This is a genomic window from Xanthomonas sp. WHRI 8393 (assembly GCF_040203315.1).
Taxonomy (GTDB): Bacteria; Pseudomonadota; Gammaproteobacteria; order Xanthomonadales; family Xanthomonadaceae; genus Xanthomonas; species Xanthomonas arboricola.
This window is the reverse complement of the sequence record NZ_JBEGGL010000001.1, coordinates 809129-826219: the sequence shown is the minus strand read 5'-3', so window position 1 is coordinate 826219 and position 17091 is coordinate 809129. Positions and strand designations below refer to the sequence as shown.

The window sequence follows — 17091 nt, the reverse complement described above, 5'->3', positions numbered from 1 at the left end:
TTGACGTCGGCCACACCACATCGGCCACGACTATCATGGCCGCAATTTTCCGAGGCCACGTCATGCGCCATCGCATCTGCCTTGCGTTCCTGCTCAGCTGCGGCCTTGCGCACGCAGCCGCGCCCGAGCCTGCCTCACGCCTGGATGCGGTGCTGCAATCCGGCGTGCTGCGGGTCTGCACCACCGGCGACTATCGCCCCTACTCGTTGCTGCGTGCCGACGGGCAGTTCGAGGGCAGCGATATCGCCCTGGCGCAGTCGCTGGCCCGCAGCCTGGGCGCGCGCGTGGCGTTCGTCCGCACCAGCTGGCCGCAACTGATGCCCGACCTGCTCGCCGATCGCTGCGACATCGCGGTCGGTGGCATTTCGGTCACCTTGCAGCGGCAACGCCAGGCCAATTTCAGCGCGGTGCTGGATGTGGACGGCAAGATTCCGCTGGTGCGCTGCGCCGACCAGGCGCGTTACCGCAGCCTGTCGCAACTCAACCGACCCGAGGTGCGCGTGATCGAACCGCCCGGCGGTACCAACGAGGCCTTCGCGCGCCAACAATTGCCGCGCGCGCACCTACGCCTGTTCGCCGACAACACCACCATCTTCCAGGAGCTGCTGCAGCAGCGCGCGGACGTGATGATCACCGACGCCTCCGAAGCGCTCCACCAGCAGGCACGCCTGCCCGGCCTGTGCGCAATCGCACCGGAGCAGCCGCTGCAATACGGCGAAAAAGCCTTCCTGCTACCGCGCAACGACCAGCCCTGGAAAGCGTACGTCGACCAGTGGCTGCACCTGAGCAAGGCCAGCGGCGAGTACGCGCGCATCGTTGAAACCTGGCGCGCACCGCGCAAGGAATCCACTGCGCCCCCGTAAAACCGGGATTGGGGAGTCGGGATTCGGGATTGGCAGCGGCAATTGACACCAGCGACAACACGCTTTGACGCCGTTACCAATCCCCAATCCCGACTCCCCAATCCCCGCTCTCAGACAATCTTCGTCCGCCGCCACCACCGCGACACCTGCTCCTCGCGGATCAGCGTGAACAGGCCCGCGCCCAGAATAAGTGCGATGCCGACCGCCATCGGCCAGTCCAGGTGGTCGTGGAACAGTAGGTAGCCGAAGGCGATCGCCCACAGCATCTGGCTGTATTGCGTGGGCGCAACCACGCTCACCGGCGCCATGCGCGTGGCGTACATCAGGCAGATCGCCGCCAGGCCGGCAAGCAGGCCGTAGCCGGCCAACAGCCCCCACTGAGACAGCGTGGGCCAGACAAAGGTCGGCAACATCATGATCCCGCCCATCACCAACGGGCCGATCACCCCGGCGCCGTACAAGGTCAGGCGTTTTTCGCTATGCCCGGCCATGCGCAGCGTGATGACCGAGATCGCACCGACCAGGCCACACACGATCGCAGCCACATGCCCGTGGGTGAGATGGCGAAAGCCCGGACGCAGCACGATCAACACGCCGATGAAGCCGACGATCACCGCCGACCAGCGCCGCCAGTGCACTTCTTCCTTGAGAAACACCACCGACAGTACGGTGACGAAGATCGGCATCAGGAAAATCAGCGCAAACGCCTCGGCCATCGGCAAGGTGGTGAACGCAATCACCGAGGTCAGGTTACCGATGGCACCGGTGAGCGCACGCAACAGCCACAGGCTGGGTTGCTTGGCCATCACCAGCTCGCGCAGCCGGTCGTCCGGCTTCTTCAAAAATGGCACAGCCACCAGCATCAGCAGTGCACCGAGAAACAGCACTTCGTAGACCGGCAGCGTGCCTTCCAGCAGCTTCACGAACGCATCGCTGATCGAATAGGCCGCATAACAGGCAAACCCCAACAACACACCCTTCAGCATTGCCGATCCTCCACGGTTGGCGCCAATCGGACAACATGTCGACGGGGGCAGCGCGCAGTATGCGGTGCGGCGTGCGTCGGAGGAATCGGCGCATGCATCCGGGCACGACGGCTCATGCATCACCACCGGCACACCATTGCAGACGGCCCGCCGCCCCACGTCGCTGCAGAGACCGCCGCTGCGCCGCCGCGCCATCGTGCCCGCGGTGCGCTGGATGCGCATGCGTGATGGGGTCGGTTACGATGCCAGTCCATCCCTCGCACCCGCAGCGCGCGTGACGCCTGCCCACCCAGACCAGCGACTCGTGCCCCACTACTCCGGCCCACTCCTCATTTCCTCCGATGCCCAGGCGCTGCTTGCCGCGCGCGGCAGCGGTCTGACCCAATGGACCGGCTCGCTGGACCTGGGCCGCAGTACCGGCACCGCGCAGCTGGATGCGCAGACCTGGCAGTGGCGCGGCAGGGGCTACCCGTATCCGGGCAAGTTCAAGGAGCGCACGCTGTACTTCTGGGACGGTGATGATTTCGCCCCGATCTCGCGTTTCAGCGGCGCGCTGATCAAGCTCATTCCCACCGAATGGGGTGCGCCCACCTTCGAGATCGATGGCATCAAGATGCTACCGTCGGCGCAGCTGTCGCCGTTCGACGATGCGCGCCGCAAGGTGGCGCTGGTCGACCCGCGCGGCAAGATCGTGCTGGATACCTGCGGTGGGCTGGGCTACTTCGCTGCCTGCTGCCTGGAAGCCGGGGTGGCGCAGCTGCACTCGTTCGAAAAGAATGCCGACGTGCTGTGGTTGCGCACGCTCAATCCCTGGTCGCCGGACCCGGCCGATGCCGCCTACGGCGGACGCCTGCAGCTGACCCACGCCGATATCTCGCAGCACATCACCACGCTGGCGGACGATTCGGTCGATGCCATCCTGCACGACCCGCCGCGCTTCGGCATTGCCGGCGAGCTGTATTCGCAGCTGTTCTATGACCAGCTGGCGCGGGTGTTGCGTCGTGGCGGGCGCCTGTTCCATTACACCGGCGCGCCCAACCGGCTCACCAGCGGGCGCGACGTGCCCAACGAAGTGAGCAAACGCCTGAGCAAGGCAGGCTTCAGCACGCAACTGGCGCTGGATGGTGTGCTTGCGACGCTGCCGGCGCGGCGCTGATTGCGGGATGTTTTCCGCAACCGAAAACGCGCAGTCAGTCGCGGCCAACTGGATGTCGGCGCTGCACGCCAAGCCGCAATGCAGCAGACAGATGCCGTCCCAGGCATTGACCGCCTCCGTCTGCCTGGAGTGCAGTCTGCGTGCCAGCCACGCCTGACCAGCAAACGGATCTGCGATACTGCAGCGCCCACGACAAGGACGTTGCATGCGCATCCGCTTTCCGACCTGGTTGCTCGCCGCGCTGTTGGTGATGACCGGCGCACACGCGCAGACCGCGCCACAGACGTCGCCGCCGCCGCAGCCCATGTCCGAAGTCACCACCCGCCATCCGGTGACCACTGCGGTCCTTGCCGGGCGTACGATTCGTTTGGGCGAACACGCCGGCAAGTGCGCGATCCTGCGCGATGACGAAGTGCTCCCGCTGGGCATCGGCGCACCGTGCTACTTCAGCATCAATCGCCAACACGGCGCCCAGGTGCACCACTTCCACGGCAGCGACATCGTGCTGGTGCAGCACGCCCACCCCACCTCTGCGCCGGACTGGGATATCAAGCTGTACGGGGCGATCTGCGCGTTCGAAGCGCAGGCCGTGCGCGAAGTCGATGGCGTGCTGGAACCCGGCAGCGTCGCCACTTCCTGGCACTGCGACCCGACCATGGGAGCCGATCAGAAGCAGTTCGTCTACAGCTATGACACCTGGCCCAGGCGCGAGACGCAGCCGCCATCACGCAAGCAAAAGCAGACACAGCCCTGATGGCCACATGATGCGCAGGCATCGATCGGCGCAAACGGTTGCCAAGGCCGTGTGACCCGACCGCTGATCAACACCGTGTACTCAACAGCGGCTTGCCGCACGCCTGCGCAGCCGCGTCGTCGTCGACAGCGCGGCACCGCGGCACCGCAGTTGCGCATGCTGTGGAACGACCACGCAGGTCACCGCCTGCCGCGTCGGTACGTGGTCCAGGCAACGTAGGTGAACCAGGCGATGAGCGCCAACGGCACACTGGTCAGCAACGCATCCCAGCCGACGGCGATCCAGAACCGCTGCGGGTCTGCATCCGCGTAGAAGACCCTGGTCGGCCGGCCGCGGATGACGCTGATATAGCGCCCCGTGACGATCGCCTCCAGCACCAGCCACAGCCGCATGCAGCAGGCGATTGCCACGACAACCGCTCCCCCGCCGATGATCCATTCGTGGATCCGGGACGCTGCGGGAGCTGGCGCAGGTGGCGGTGATTTGGGCCGCTTCTTTTTCACGCAGGCATCGGTTCGATGGTGGCGGCGCAGTGTACGCGCAGCGCAACCGGCCGAGGCCATCCATCGCACGCATGCAGCACCTGGTGGTCGCGCAACGAGCGCATGACACGCACCTGCCGGCTGAGCGCGGCCGCTATACTGATGGCGCAGCGCACTCGCTCAGAGTGAATGGAATGCTCCACGCTGCATTCGTCTCAGGGAAGATGGCCAGCAACAGTGCAACATGGATTGTCCGGGCGCTTCCTTGGGGTTTTTGCCGTCTTCGCCATGCAGTGACAACAACGGCCTCGTACCAAGGATCTTTCGCTTTGAAGACGTTCACCACGTTCCTGCTTGTCTCTTTCAGTCTGCTGCTGGCTGCCTGCGGTGGCGGCACCACCACCGGCGCCTCCAAGCTCTCTTCCAGCGACTACCTGCTGCACAACATCTCGGTCTGGAATGGCGCGGTCACCATCATCGACCCGTGGGTGTCGGGCGATCGCGGGCAGAGCCTGGTGGCCGATGCCGTCGCGCACAAGCCGCTGGACAGCTACAAGACCGCACTGGGCAGCCAGCGCAAGGCACTGGCCGCCAACGCGCAGGCCAATACCGCCATGGCCGCGGGCGTGCCAGACAACGCCAAGGACCTGGACGGCAAGCTGTCGGCCTACCTCAAGCGTGCCGACGCGATGATGGCCGCGCTCGAACGCGTGGCGGCCCTGCCCAACGGCTACGGCAATGCCGAGCTGGCGCCGTTGGCCAAGGACCTGGAAACCGTGTCCGCCCAGCTCAACACCGATATGGAAGCGCTGAATACCGCGCAGCGCGCGTACTCCAAGCAGCACAAGATTGCGATGCAGGAAGTCAGCCAGTAAGCAGCGCAGCCGCGATTTCTCCTGCAGGCCGGCATGGTCTGCAGGGGAAATCGCAACACGCCGCTCAGTTGCTCAGACCGAACATCAACGAGCGATGCGTTGCCACGCCGGCCATTGCGCCGCTGGCAACCGCAAAGGCGATCGATGCCGCCGGGTTGGCCACATCACCGCAGGCAGCGATACCCGGCACCGAGGTGGCCTGCATGGCATCCACCGCGATATGACGGCCCAGCGGCCCCTCGCTGGTACTGCAGCCCAGCGATGCGACCAAGGCACTGAGTTCGGTCTGGGTGGTGATGAACAGGCCATCCAGCGCGCAGACCTGCCCATCGCGTAACACCAGCTCCAGCACGTCGCCATCGCCTTGCAGCGCCGCCACTGTGCCGCCCACCACGCGCACGCCACGTGCCTGCAATTGCGCGTGCTGCGCCTCGTCCAGCACCACCGCGTCGTTCAAGAACAGCTGTGTTGCGCCCCAGTCCGGCAGCATGGCCGCCTGATGCACCGCAAAGGCGGAGGTGGCAAGCACGCCGATGCGGCCCTGGCCCAGCTCATAGCCGTGACAGTACGGGCAGGCGAACACCTGCGTGCCCCAGCGCTCTGCCAGGCCGGCCAGCGCCGGCAGACGATCGACCACCCCCATCGCCAGGACAAGGCGACGCGCCGTATGCGTGGAGCCATCGGCCAGCGTCACCTCGAAGGCTTCCGCCTCGCCGCGTAGCTGTATCACCTGGCCGTCGGCCCATTGCACGCTCGGATAGGCCAGCAGCTGCGCGCGTCCGGTCTCGGCAATCTGCGCAGGTGATGCACCGTCGCGGCTGAGAAACCCGTGCGAGGTGGTGGCAAAGCGATTGCGGCGCTGGCCGCTATCGATCACCAGGACCGCGCGCCGTGCACGCGCCAGCTGCAGCCCGGCCGACAGTCCGGCATAGCTGCCGCCAATGATGATCACGTCGTGCTGCATGTCCGCTCCCGGTAGAAATCCGCGTTATGTACTTTTCGATGTTACATGAAAAGACCGTCGATTCAACCGCGGTGTGCTGACGTGGCTACCTGCTTGATGGCTGACGGGTTGCGTGTGCTAACGAGGGTTGATGCGCTGCCTGCTGTCACGCTTGCCGTGATCGGCGGCGGTTCGCGTCGTCACCTGCAGGAATGCATTGTTTGCCAGTGCGGCGTGGCGGTGCTGCGCGGATGCGCACATACACGCCATGCCGAAAAACGGCATCGCCCTGGCGATTGCGCCTGGCCAAGCGCGCCCTGTCTGCGATCGATGCCGACCAGCTGCCGCAAAGCGCATGCGTATGCCGCATGGGACTGCAAGCGCAGGCACACCTCGCGTCCGCCATCCCGGCTGCACCCCATGTGCAACGGCGTATGCAACAGCTGGTGTGCGTCAGCGCCTGCGTTTGCCTGTCGGCAGACCGGCAGGCAGCGCGGCTGCCGTGCACAGCGCATCGAATTCGTCCGCCAGCGTTGCCAGCGTCACCGTGCCCAGGCGCTGCAGCAACACGGTTTGTGCCTCGGCCAGCGCGTCGGCGATGGCTGCGTTGACCACACGCTCCACGCCACATTGCGGGTTGGGGTGATCGGCGCCGATCGCAAACAGATGCGGGCCGCCCACTGCACGGTGCACGTCCAGCAATGTCACCTGGGTCAGGTCGCACGCGATATGCCAGCCACCGTTGTGGCCCTTGCTCGACTGCACGTAGCCGGCAGCACGCAAGCCGGCCATGGTCCGACGCACCACCACCGCATTGGTCGACAGCATGCCGGCGATCTGCTCGGAGGTCATCGGCCGCTGGCTTCTGGCCATGTGCAACAGCACATGCAGCATGCGGGAAAGGCGGCTATCGGTTCGCACGCGGTCTCGGTTCGCTCAATCGACGGAAGGCAACGTGGCAGCGCCACCGCACGATTGTGCCGCAGCCCCGCGCAGATGTCGCAGCCGGCGCCGCGCAGCCGCGCATGCAGCAGTCAAACCACTGCCCATTGATCGCGCCCGGCGGTCTTGGCGGCGTACAGCGCAAGATCGGCCTGCCCCAGCAGCACATCCAGACCGCTCCCTGCAGTGACGCTCACCGCGCCCATGCAGAAGCGCACCGGCTGGTTGGCGGGCAGGCCGGCGATCTCGATCGCGGCCACCGCGTTGCGCAGCCGTGCGAACACCGCCGGAATCTCCTCTGCGCTGCAGCCCGGCAGCACCAGCAGGAACTCTTCGCCGCCCAGCCGGCCCAGCCGATCCTGCGTGCGCAGCGCCAACCTGGAGGCGCTGGCAAGCGCCTTGAGCACGGCATCGCCGGCGGCGTGGCCATGCATGTCGTTGATCAGCTTGAAGTGGTCCAGATCGATCAATGCCAGCATGCACGGGACCTGCGAGCGCACCGCCTGCTCGGCCTGCTGCTGCGCCTCGGCGCGAATGGCGCGGCGATTGGGCAGGCCGGTGAGTTCGTCGCGCATCGCCAGCCGCGAGAGTTGCCGCCGGTGGCGCGCACCGAAGGCCAGCACCACCAGCGCGCCCAGTAACAGCAGGCAGGCCGCGCAGAGCGCAATCCACAAGGCGCGTTGCCCGGCTTCGCGGGCTTGCAACGCCAGTTGCGCGGTCTCGCTGCGGCGGCGCAGCTCGGCGGTTTCCGCGCCACGGCGTGCATCTTCGTAACGCGCCTGCAGGCGCAGCATCACGGTATCGCGCTGGCGATCCAGGCTCTGCGCGCGCAGCGTGTTGGCGCGCTGCAGTTCCTGGTAGGCCTCGGCATGCCGCCCCTCCGCTGCCAGTGCCTGGGCAATGGCATCGAGCAGTCGCGCGCGCCGCACCAACGGCAGATTGGGGTCGTCCGCTGCCCGGGCCGCGATGATCTCCATGCCGAGGCTGCCGGACTTGAGCGCGGTCAATGCCTGCAACAACACCGCATGGCAGGCGGCCACGCGGCCGACATTGCCCTGGCGTTGCATCAACGGCAGCGCCTCGCGCGCCATTGCCAGTGCTGCAGCGGCATCGCCGGCGTCGATCAGCACCTCGCTGGCGCTGGTCAATGCCGCGGCCACGCCGGCCTGATCGCCCAGCTCGCGGCTGAGCGCCAGCGCACGCCTGAAATGCAGCAGCGACGCGTCCGGCTGCTGCGCTGCCAGCGAAGTGCCGTATTCGTATTCGATCAGGCTGCGCTGGAAGCGTGCCGGCTGGCCGCGCAGGCGCGCCAGGGCGCGCAGCAGATAGTCTTCGGCGTCGTTGTCTTCTGCCGAACGACCACCCACGCGGCTGGCCAGCGAGCCGAGCTGGGTCAGGGCATCCAGCTCCAGGCTCAAGCTGTGTTCGCGCACCGCGCACTGGTAACTGGCCTGCGCCGCGTTCCAGGCCTCGTCGCTGCTGCCGGAGGCGAGCATGCTCCACATGTCGACCGCTTCGATCTCGCACAGCAGATCGTTGCGCCCCAGCGCGCGCGCCTGCTGACGCAGCGCTTCCAGCCGCGCCAGCATGCCGCGGTTGGGGCTCTCGCGCACATCGCTGAGCGCCTGCACGATCGCCAGCCACAGCTGCGCCTGCGCCGCGTTGCCGCGCACCCGTTCCAGCATCGCATGCGCCTGGGCCAGGACTGTCTGGCGGCGCTCGGTCTCTTCCAGCGAAATCAGCACCCGCGCCTGCGCCAGCAAGGCCCAGAACTGCGCATCGGCGTCGCCATCGCTGCGGGCACGCTCGAACGCGGCCTGGGCGGCCTGCAGGGCGGCCCTGGGGTCGTCGATCGCGGCGGTCTCGATGCTCTTCCACGGCTGCGGCTGCGCCCACAGCATCGCGCTGAACAGCATTGCAGCCATCCCCACGGCCATGCGCCGCCAGCGTGGCGTCGCACTGCTCATCGACACCTCACGGCGACGATGAGCCACACCGCATGGCTGCCGTGCACAGCAAGCGCCGCCCGGCCCGCATCGGGTTTGCTGGTTGCTGCGGCACTCGAGCTCTCCCATGGTTGGCTGGCAGTGGAATCGGGGCGATGTCGGCGTCTGACTGACGCCACTTCGATGCAAAAACACGCGGTCATGATGACCGGCGAACACGGCAGGTCATGTGATCGCCACGCTATGCGTCAAGATCGATAGCGGCCTGCATGCAGCGGGCTTGAATCGGCCTGCAGATCGCACCGGCGGGCGACCCGCGCCGTCGCGGCTGCTGCACATCGCCGCATGCAACCACCCCGCGACAGCCACGTAAACTGCGACACGGCACCTGCCGCCGCCCCCCGGATCCTGGAGACGCCGTGACATCCCGCCTGCCCCGCCTGCTCACGCTGCTCGCCGTCGCCTTGCTGTCGGCCTGCGCCACCCAGGCGCCGCGTGCGCCACAGCGCTCCCCGGACGCGGTCAAGGCCGACATCGCGCGACGCCTGCCGGCCACGCTGGGCGATCGCAACGGCTGGGCCGACGATGTCTACGTGGCGCTGTCCTCGCAGGCGCTGGACACCAGCGCCGAGCACATCTGCGCGGTGCTGGCGGTGACCGAGCAGGAGTCGACCTACCAGGCCAACCCGGTGGTACCCAATCTCGGCAAGATTTCGCGTGCCGAGATCGACCGCCGCGCCAGCGCGCATCACATCCCCGGCTTCATGGTCGATGCCGCCCTGCGTATCGACTCGCCCGACGGCCGCAGCTATGCCACGCGCATCGCGAGCGCGCGCACCGAGCAGGAGCTGAGCCGCATCTTCGAAGACTTCACCGGCAGCGTGCCGCTGGGCGCGCGCCTGTTCGACGGGCTCAACCCGGTGCATACCGCCGGGCCGATGCAGGTCAGCATCGCGTTTGCCGAGCAGCATGCCGAGCGCTACCCGTATCCGCCCGGCGACTCGATCCGCCACGAGGTGTTCAGCCGTCGCGGCGGGCTGTGGTTCGGCACCAGGCACCTGCTCGGGTATCCGGCCAGTTACGACGCCCTGCTGTACCGCTTTGCCGACTTCAATGCCGGCTGGTACGCCAGCCGCAATGCCGCCTTCCAGGCGGCGCTGAGCAGGGCCAGCGGCATCGCGCTGACCCTGGACGGCGACCTGCTGACACCGGGTGCCAGCCTGGATGCCCCCGGCGGCACTGAACGCGCCGCACGCGCCCTGGGCAGCCAGCTGGCGATGAGCGACCGGCAGCTACGCCGCGCCCTGGAAGCCGGCAACTCTGCCGATTTCGAAGACACCGCGCTGTATCGCCAGGTCTTCGCGCTGGCCGAGCGCAGTGCCGGCAAGCCGCTGCCGCGCGCGGTGCTGCCCGGCATCACGCTGGAAAGCCCCAAGATCACCCGCACCCTCACCACCGCCTGGTTCGCGCAACGCGTGAACGAGCGCTGGAAGCGCTGCATGGGCAAGTAAGCGACTGGCTTGCCGCGCTGCGAGCACTGCCTGCGCTGCGCATCGCCATCTCATTCCCCGCTCAGGCGACTGGTCAACACATCGCCGACAACAGGGCCATGTTCCACCTTGCCATCGCTGCCGCGTTGATAGTTGATGCCGACCCGACACGCGGCAGGGTGCATCTCCCAGACCCAGCCATACAGGGCGCGCCCGGTGTCTGGCGGCGAGCGCAGCGGCATGTTCATGCGCAGCCCATCGTCCTGGCCTCGGTCCAGTGTGCACATGACGGTGCCGGCGCCGTCGTCTTCAGCATCCGGGTCGACGTCGTCCACATGGGTGATGGTGGCGATGATCGCTTCGGCAGTCACCCGTTGCTGTAACGCGCGTGGAAGATCGGCAAGCGGGGGCGCAGCGCGTCCACCGGATGGCTCCTCGACAAATGCATCGCCCAACCCCACCTTGCGAAAGTAGTACTCGCTGCGGCCCAGCGTTTTCGAGCCATCCATGGCCGTTGCCATGTCTGCCAGCTCGTCGGCGCGCAGCAGAAACATGTCGGTACCCGAGCGCATGACCACCAGCTGCGCATCGTTGGCATCGCTACCACTGGAGTCGCTGCGCAACCGAATATCGAGCGTCACGTGTTCGTCGCCAATCTCGGTATGCGTTACCTCGTAGCGGCCCGCATACGCACGCACATCGGTGCGTGCAAGGCTGCGATGATCGATTTTCCAAAACAGTAGGCGATACTGGCCGTTGGGCTCGAGCGCCAGCATGCGATGCCAATCGATATACGACGAAAGGTACACGCCGTGCAGGTCGTTGCCGGACTGTGGCTCGTTGAAGAGGTCCTCGAACATGGAGCGCTGCGCTGCGGGTAATGCATCGCCATTGGTCGTAGGTGCATCGGCAACGGTTGCAGGGCCGTCGACAGCATCGCGAAGCCGGGTGTGCAGCGCCAACGCATCGACCTTGTCGACCCGCAACATCTGCATCGAAAACATCATCTGATCAATCTCGTAGACCTCGCCCGCAGCCAATGCGCCGCACTCTTTGCGCGCGGCGGCGAGCAGGGCCGATGGGATCAGGGAGTCGCAGAATTCCGCCTCGCACAGGGACTGGTTGAAGAAGTCGTCCAGGCTCCAGCTCAGGTCAGCGGCGGCTTTGGAGACCGGGTCCAGGTAGACCACGTCTTCGTCGGTGGCGGTCAGCTTGCGGTAGTACAGCAGCGCGCCGAAGGGGGTGAGCGCGATCGGAATACGCCGCACCGCATCGGGTGGCGAGACGATCCAGCGATCCAGCACCGGTTGCCATTGCCGGGGGTCGATCAGCGCGAGTTGCATGTCGCCATAGTGCCCCAGTCCTTTTTGGCGCCAGAGTTCAAGCAGGCTGGCAGGCAGCACCGGCGCATAGGCGGCAATCAGGTCCGCCGGGGCAGGCTGCGTCTTGCGTGGCGGGTGTGCCTTGATAAAGGGGGACAGTGCCAAGCGGCGGAACCATGACATCCGACGGCCTCCAGTCAACGTTGCGTGCGTGCAGTAAATCCAAATCGTGCCAGATGGCCCTGTGTGGACGCCGGGAAGCGTAGTTCATGCCGGGACATTCCCGCAGTCAGTGGCTGGCCGATCACCGGCGCGCGTGCGGTCCACGGGTGTGATCTGCCTCGATGGGCATCGCGCTCGACGAACCTCATCGGTCACGCTGTGGCGGTGCCGGACCGGCCGATGCGCTCGGCAACCGCTCAATCACAGGTCCGCCCCGCTTCGGTCGCCGAAACGCGTGCGGCCCGCCCCAGTCGACAACGGCGCGAACACGACTTCTGGCAGAGGCGCCCGGCCCATCTGGCGGGTAGCATCGGACGGTCGCGCCGACCGCGTTGCGCGCTCCTTTCGTCCCGGAGAGTCTTTCATGCCCACCCCGTTGCCGTTGCGGCAGCTGTTCGCCGCCATCGCCCTGGTCACCCTGCCGGCACTCGCCAGCGCACAGACGCCTGCCGTCACCGAGGCCGACTACGCCCGCGCCGAGCGCCTCACCAGCTATCTGGCGCAACCGCTGGTCGATCACCAGGCCACCCGCATCGACTGGCTGGACGCCACCCACGTGGTCTATGTCGACCACGATGCCAAGGGCAACCAGCTGTTGCAGCTGGACACCGCCACCGGCAAGAGCGCGCCGATCTTCAAGCAGTCCGCATTGGTCGCCTCGCTCAATACGCTGCTCAAGACCGGCGACAAGCCGCTCAAGGCCGACACCTTCGCCCCAGCGGTCAAGCGTACCGCCGATGGCCGCTACCGCCTCAACGTGCGCGACACTGCCGTGGTCTGCGATGCGCGTGCGCGCTGCAGCAAGCTGTACGCAAAGGACAAGGCCGAGCCGGGCGTGCTGTCGCCGGACAAGCGCAGCGAAGCCTTCATCCGCAACTGGAACCTGTGGGTGCGCGATCTCGCCAGCGGCCAGGAGACCCAGCTCACCCGCGACGGCGTGGAAAACTTCGGCTACGCCACCGACAACGCCGGCTGGCAGCACAGCGACAACGCCATCGTTGCGTGGTCGCCGGACTCACGCAAAATCGCCACCTTCCAGCAGGACCAGCGCAAGACCGGCGACATGTACCTGGTCAGCACCAAGCTCGGGCATCCGGAACTGCAGTCGTGGAAATATCCGCTGGCCGGCGACAAGGACGTGACCATGATCGAGCGCGTGGTCATCGACGTGCCCACGCGCAGCGTGCTGCGGCTGAAACTGCCGCCCGACCAGCACCGCTCCACCCTGTGCGATGACGTCAGCTGCTCGCCGGGCCTGTGGGACGATGTGAAGTGGGCGCCGGACGGCAAGACGCTGGCCTTCGTCTCCACTTCGCGCTTCCACAAGCAGGCCTGGTTGCGCATTGCCGATGTCGCCACCGGCGACGTGCGCACCGCCTTCGACGAAACCGCCAAGACCTATTACGAAAGCGGCCAGGTCGCCGCCAACTGGGCGTACCTGCCCGGCAGCAACGAGGCGGTGTGGTTTTCCGAGCGCAGCGATTGGGGCCAGCTGTATCTCTACGACCTGGCCACCGGCAAGCCCAAGCGCGCGATCACCAGCGGCGAGGGCAACGTCACCGAACTGCTGCGCGTGGACCCGCTGACACGCACTGCGTGGTTCGTCGGCGTCGGCCGCAGCCCGGGCGTGGACCCGTATTACCAGCAACTGTGGAAGGTGAGTCTGGACGGTGGTGAGCCGGTGCTGCTCACGCCAGAAGTCGCCGATCACAGCATTGCGCTGGCGCCCGATGGGGCGCGCTTTGTCGATACCTACTCCACCTCGGTCACGCCACCGGTCACGCTGCTGCGCGATGCCGGCGACGGACGCAAGGTCAGCACGATTGCCACTGCCGACATCAGCCGCCTCAAGGCGGCCGGCTGGGTGCCGCCGGAGCCGATCACGGTCAAGGCGCGCGATGGCAAGACCACGCTGTATGGCCTGATGTTCAAGCCCAGCAACTTCGACCCGGCGCGCAAGTACCCGATCATCGATTACGTCTATCCCGGCCCGCAAACCGGCTCGGTCCGCGGCCGCAGTTTCCTTGCCGGCCATGGCGACAATCAATCGCTGGCGGAGCTGGGCTTCATCGTGGTCGCCATCGACGGCATGGGCACACCGTGGCGCTCCAAGACCTTCCACGACACCTGGTACGCCAACATGGGCGACAACACCCTGCCCGACCAGGTGGCCGGCCTGAAGGAACTCGGCCAGCGCTATCCGTGGATCGACCTGGGCCGCGTCGGTATCTGGGGCCACTCCGGCGGCGGCAATGCATCCACCGCCGCGATGCTGCGCTACCCGGATTTCTTCAAGGTGGCCTGGTCGGAAAGCGGCAACCACGACAACCGCGGCTACGAGGACGACTGGGCCGAGAAGTATCACGGCGAGCACATCGTCAACAAGGACGGCAGCTCCAATTACGACGACCAGGCCAATGCCACCCACGCCAGCAAACTCAAGGGCAAGCTGATGCTGGTGCACGGCACCCTGGACGACAACGTGCCGCCATATCTCACCCTGCTGGTGGCCGATGCCCTGATCAAGGCCAATAAGACATTCGACATGCTGATGCTGCCCAACGCCAAGCACGGCTATGGCGAACTCACCCCGTATGTCAGCCGCCGCCGCTGGGACTACTTCGTGCAACACCTGCTCGGTGCCACGCCACCGGCCGACTACCAGATGAAGCCGATGCCCAAGAACTAAGCGGTGTGCACGGCACCTCTCCTTAGAACGCCAATGCAGCAGCGTGCAGACAACGAACCGCCACACGTGCCACTCGGGGTGGCGCCGGCCGTACGTGCTGGCGCTGTACGCTTCCACACTGCTGGAACCTGCTGATGACGACTGCGCTGTGCACCGGCAAGCGGAACATCGCTGGCCGCCGACGTGCTTCAGATGGCGGGCTGACGGAAGAGTGTGGACATCCACATGCCTCCGCCAGCCCGGCCACATGCTCACCAGTCCATGGCGACCCGATGCACGTGGCTCGGCAATGCAGCCACCTCATCCAACCATGCAATGCCGATCGTCAGGCAGTGGCGGGGTCGGGGATCGTCGCGGTGGCGGGCGTTGCCTGGTTGTACTTGATCGAGGCGATTGTATTGCACAGTCCCACCAAAGTCTGCCAATCCTGGTTGGCGGAATTCAGATTGGACTGAAGCTGCGGCAGGTTCAAATTGGTGACGTTTCCGTTGCAGTTGGTCAAGTCCGTCACCACGGTATTCAACTCGGACTCAAGCTCTTGCCAGACCTGCAACACCAGGGAAATCTGCGTGCTGGCCGCTTGCGAAAGCGCGATCAATCCATTGACCTGGTCATTCAGCACCGCCAGGCTCGCCGCCTGCTGGGTCACAGCATTCATATTGCTGTTGTCGGCCTCTACCTGGCTCTTCAACGCCTGAATCTTGTTCGATGCGATGACCATCGTCGTGATCAGCGCTGCGGCGGCGACGATCCCGAATGCCAAGCCGATCCCGAACGAGAAAATTGCAATCACCGCACCAGTAAAGAAGGCGACACCTGCAGCAATCGCAGATGCCGTCTCGACGGTTTGCCAATGGCTGATTTCCGACTGCAGCGACGCGATATCGGCCTTGAACGCAGCGATCTTGGCCTGATCCACCTCCTGCTCCTTGGTCGAGTCAACGACTGCCTGCGCCAGCACTGCCGCATCGGAGGTCAGGTTATTGCTGAATGTAGTGATGGACTGCTGGACATTCACCGCACTCTGCGTATAGGACGTGATTTGGGAAATCATGCTGCCGAACTGAGACTTCAGCGCAGCAATCGCAGCGGCATTGGTCGGATCGTTCTGCAGCACCGCCACCAGGGAATTGATGGTGGACATGCTGACATTGAAGGAAATGCCATAGCCCGCAATCGAGTTGGGGATACTGACGAGATTGGTCGCAATCGGATACCAGCCATTGGCGTGAATCTGTGCATCGCTGAACGCTGTCTGGAACGTGCTGTACCACGTGGGCGAAGGCGAGATCGTCGGCAACTGCGTATTGCCGATGCCCAAGACATAGGCCATGACCGCATTATTGGCATTGAATGCGTTCGCAAGTTGCTGATCGATGGGCAAGGGATCGTTGGAGACGGCAGCCAATACACGCGAGGTACCGATCGCACTCGCGATGCTGGTCACCTGTGGGGCCGAACTCAGAGCAAAGGGAAAAAACGGCTTCTTCTGCGCTTGCATGGATCGTCTCCTGATGCTGTCAACCAATGAATCGAGGAATGGCACCGCCAGATCCGGACCGCTGGTTCTCGGATCCAGACGTTCTGTTTACGTCACCTGCGTGTGGTCCCATGGATCCGTTCGCCTTGGGTCCATGCCGGATTGCGACCACCGATGCCCGAACCCGGACGCGTTGGACGCTCCATCAACGCTTGCCATTGAACACAGCGACTGCCGGCCTGCTGCCACAACGGGACAGCACCGATGATCGATGCTCTCGAGAACGCTGCCGTGCTATCTGCGAAAGCACCGAGTGCCCGAGAACCCCAGCATCCCCGAACCGATGCGCGCCGACCCGTCGATTTGTCTCAGCCGGCACATCGTCCGGCAGGTGCAGGCTCTACCATGCCGATCGCCAGTGGCGTCCACAAACAGCGGATGCGCTGGTCGATCACCTTCACTGCAATGGCGATCACGCCGCATCGGGGTTCGCCCCGGCGCGCTCAGCCGGCAGTTCGCGCCGGCACACCCAACAGGCCAATACGCCGGAACCACATTTCCAGCGGCACCGTCACCAGTGGCGGCAACGCAGCCAGCAGGCTCAGCGCCCACGCCCACCACGGCCAGCGCAGCCGCAGCGCGGCAAGCACGCTGACCGCCACATAGAACAGGAAGGCCGCGCCATGCAGGCGCCCGAACAGCCACACCACAAGCTCGGTGGTGTGCGTGCCGTACTTGAGCAACATGCCGAGCAGCAAGCCGGCCCAGGTCAGCCCCTCGATAAAGGCGGCCACCGCAAACAGCCGACCGATCGGCGACAACGCAGAAGAAGCACGCATGCAACACTCCAGACAGACAGGGATTGCCGCGACGCGATGGCGGCGGCGACGCCCGCTGGCAGCTGCATTCTACAGAGCGCATCGCGCATCGGCAGCCGGCCC

The 17091-nt window shown here is 65.7% G+C and carries 14 protein-coding genes; 6 read left to right on the top strand and 8 right to left on the bottom strand.

What is annotated here, in order from left to right; all coding sequences use genetic code 11:
- Positions 1-62 precede the first annotated feature (62 nt).
- Complete coding sequence (locus ABQ137_RS03580) at positions 63-863, top strand: transporter substrate-binding domain-containing protein (RefSeq protein WP_184515972.1); 801 nt, start codon at positions 63-65, stop codon at positions 861-863.
- Between the two features lie 110 nt (positions 864-973).
- Here the strand turns inward: ABQ137_RS03580 and ABQ137_RS03575 are convergent, their stop codons facing one another.
- The gene (locus ABQ137_RS03575) at positions 974-1849 is read right to left on the bottom strand and encodes a DMT family transporter (RefSeq protein WP_046345616.1); all 876 of its coding nucleotides are present in this window, start codon (positions 1847-1849) and stop codon (positions 974-976) included.
- A gap of 214 nt (positions 1850-2063) precedes the next feature.
- Between ABQ137_RS03575 and ABQ137_RS03570 the strand changes: the two genes are divergently transcribed.
- The gene (locus ABQ137_RS03570; protein WP_349781201.1) at positions 2064-3005 is read left to right on the top strand and encodes a class I SAM-dependent methyltransferase; all 942 of its coding nucleotides are present in this window, start codon (positions 2064-2066) and stop codon (positions 3003-3005) included.
- Positions 3006-3210: 205 nt separating this feature from the next.
- Positions 3211-3759: a hypothetical protein gene (locus ABQ137_RS03565; protein ID WP_349781199.1), complete on the top strand. Its 549-nt coding sequence runs from the start codon at positions 3211-3213 to the stop codon at positions 3757-3759.
- Positions 3760-3938: 179 nt separating this feature from the next.
- On the opposite strand, the gene ABQ137_RS03560 is transcribed toward ABQ137_RS03565, so the two are convergent.
- Entirely contained in the window at positions 3939-4151 is a 213-nt protein-coding gene (locus ABQ137_RS03560) for a hypothetical protein (protein WP_184610462.1), read from the bottom strand.
- Between the two features lie 419 nt (positions 4152-4570).
- Between ABQ137_RS03560 and ABQ137_RS03555 the strand changes: the two genes are divergently transcribed.
- Complete coding sequence (locus tag ABQ137_RS03555) at positions 4571-5116, top strand: hypothetical protein (RefSeq protein ID WP_184515963.1); 546 nt, start codon at positions 4571-4573, stop codon at positions 5114-5116.
- Positions 5117-5180: 64 nt separating this feature from the next.
- Here the strand turns inward: ABQ137_RS03555 and ABQ137_RS03550 are convergent, their stop codons facing one another.
- The 3 genes from ABQ137_RS03550 to ABQ137_RS03540 all read right to left on the bottom strand — a co-directional run bounded on the left by ABQ137_RS03550 (position 5181) and on the right by ABQ137_RS03540 (position 8968).
- Complete coding sequence (locus ABQ137_RS03550) at positions 5181-6080, bottom strand: NAD(P)/FAD-dependent oxidoreductase (protein ID WP_349781197.1); 900 nt, start codon at positions 6078-6080, stop codon at positions 5181-5183.
- A 432-nt stretch (positions 6081-6512) separates the two neighbouring features.
- Entirely contained in the window at positions 6513-6953 is a 441-nt protein-coding gene (locus tag ABQ137_RS03545; RefSeq protein WP_349781195.1) for an Rrf2 family transcriptional regulator, read from the bottom strand.
- Between the two features lie 140 nt (positions 6954-7093).
- Positions 7094-8968, bottom strand: coding sequence for a GGDEF domain-containing protein (locus tag ABQ137_RS03540; RefSeq protein WP_349781193.1), 1875 nt, complete (start codon positions 8966-8968; stop codon positions 7094-7096).
- Positions 8969-9366: 398 nt separating this feature from the next.
- Between ABQ137_RS03540 and ABQ137_RS03535 the strand changes: the two genes are divergently transcribed.
- Entirely contained in the window at positions 9367-10458 is a 1092-nt protein-coding gene (locus ABQ137_RS03535; RefSeq protein WP_184515945.1) for a DUF1615 domain-containing protein, read from the top strand.
- A gap of 50 nt (positions 10459-10508) precedes the next feature.
- Here the strand turns inward: ABQ137_RS03535 and ABQ137_RS03530 are convergent, their stop codons facing one another.
- A complete protein-coding gene (locus ABQ137_RS03530; protein WP_349781191.1) occupies positions 10509-11942 on the bottom strand; it encodes a GAD-like domain-containing protein in 1434 nt (477 codons plus the stop codon).
- A 403-nt stretch (positions 11943-12345) separates the two neighbouring features.
- Between ABQ137_RS03530 and ABQ137_RS03525 the strand changes: the two genes are divergently transcribed.
- The gene (locus ABQ137_RS03525; RefSeq protein ID WP_349781189.1) at positions 12346-14670 is read left to right on the top strand and encodes a S9 family peptidase; all 2325 of its coding nucleotides are present in this window, start codon (positions 12346-12348) and stop codon (positions 14668-14670) included.
- A gap of 325 nt (positions 14671-14995) precedes the next feature.
- Here ABQ137_RS03525 and ABQ137_RS03520 read toward each other — a convergent pair whose 3' ends face one another.
- Both ABQ137_RS03520 and ABQ137_RS03515 read right to left on the bottom strand, forming a co-directional pair.
- The gene (locus ABQ137_RS03520; protein WP_104623450.1) at positions 14996-16171 is read right to left on the bottom strand and encodes an HBL/NHE enterotoxin family protein; all 1176 of its coding nucleotides are present in this window, start codon (positions 16169-16171) and stop codon (positions 14996-14998) included.
- Positions 16172-16653: 482 nt separating this feature from the next.
- On the bottom strand, positions 16654-16989 hold the full coding sequence (locus ABQ137_RS03515) for a DUF3817 domain-containing protein (protein WP_349781186.1): 336 nt from the start codon (positions 16987-16989) through the stop codon (positions 16654-16656).
- Positions 16990-17091: the final 102 nt, after the last annotated feature.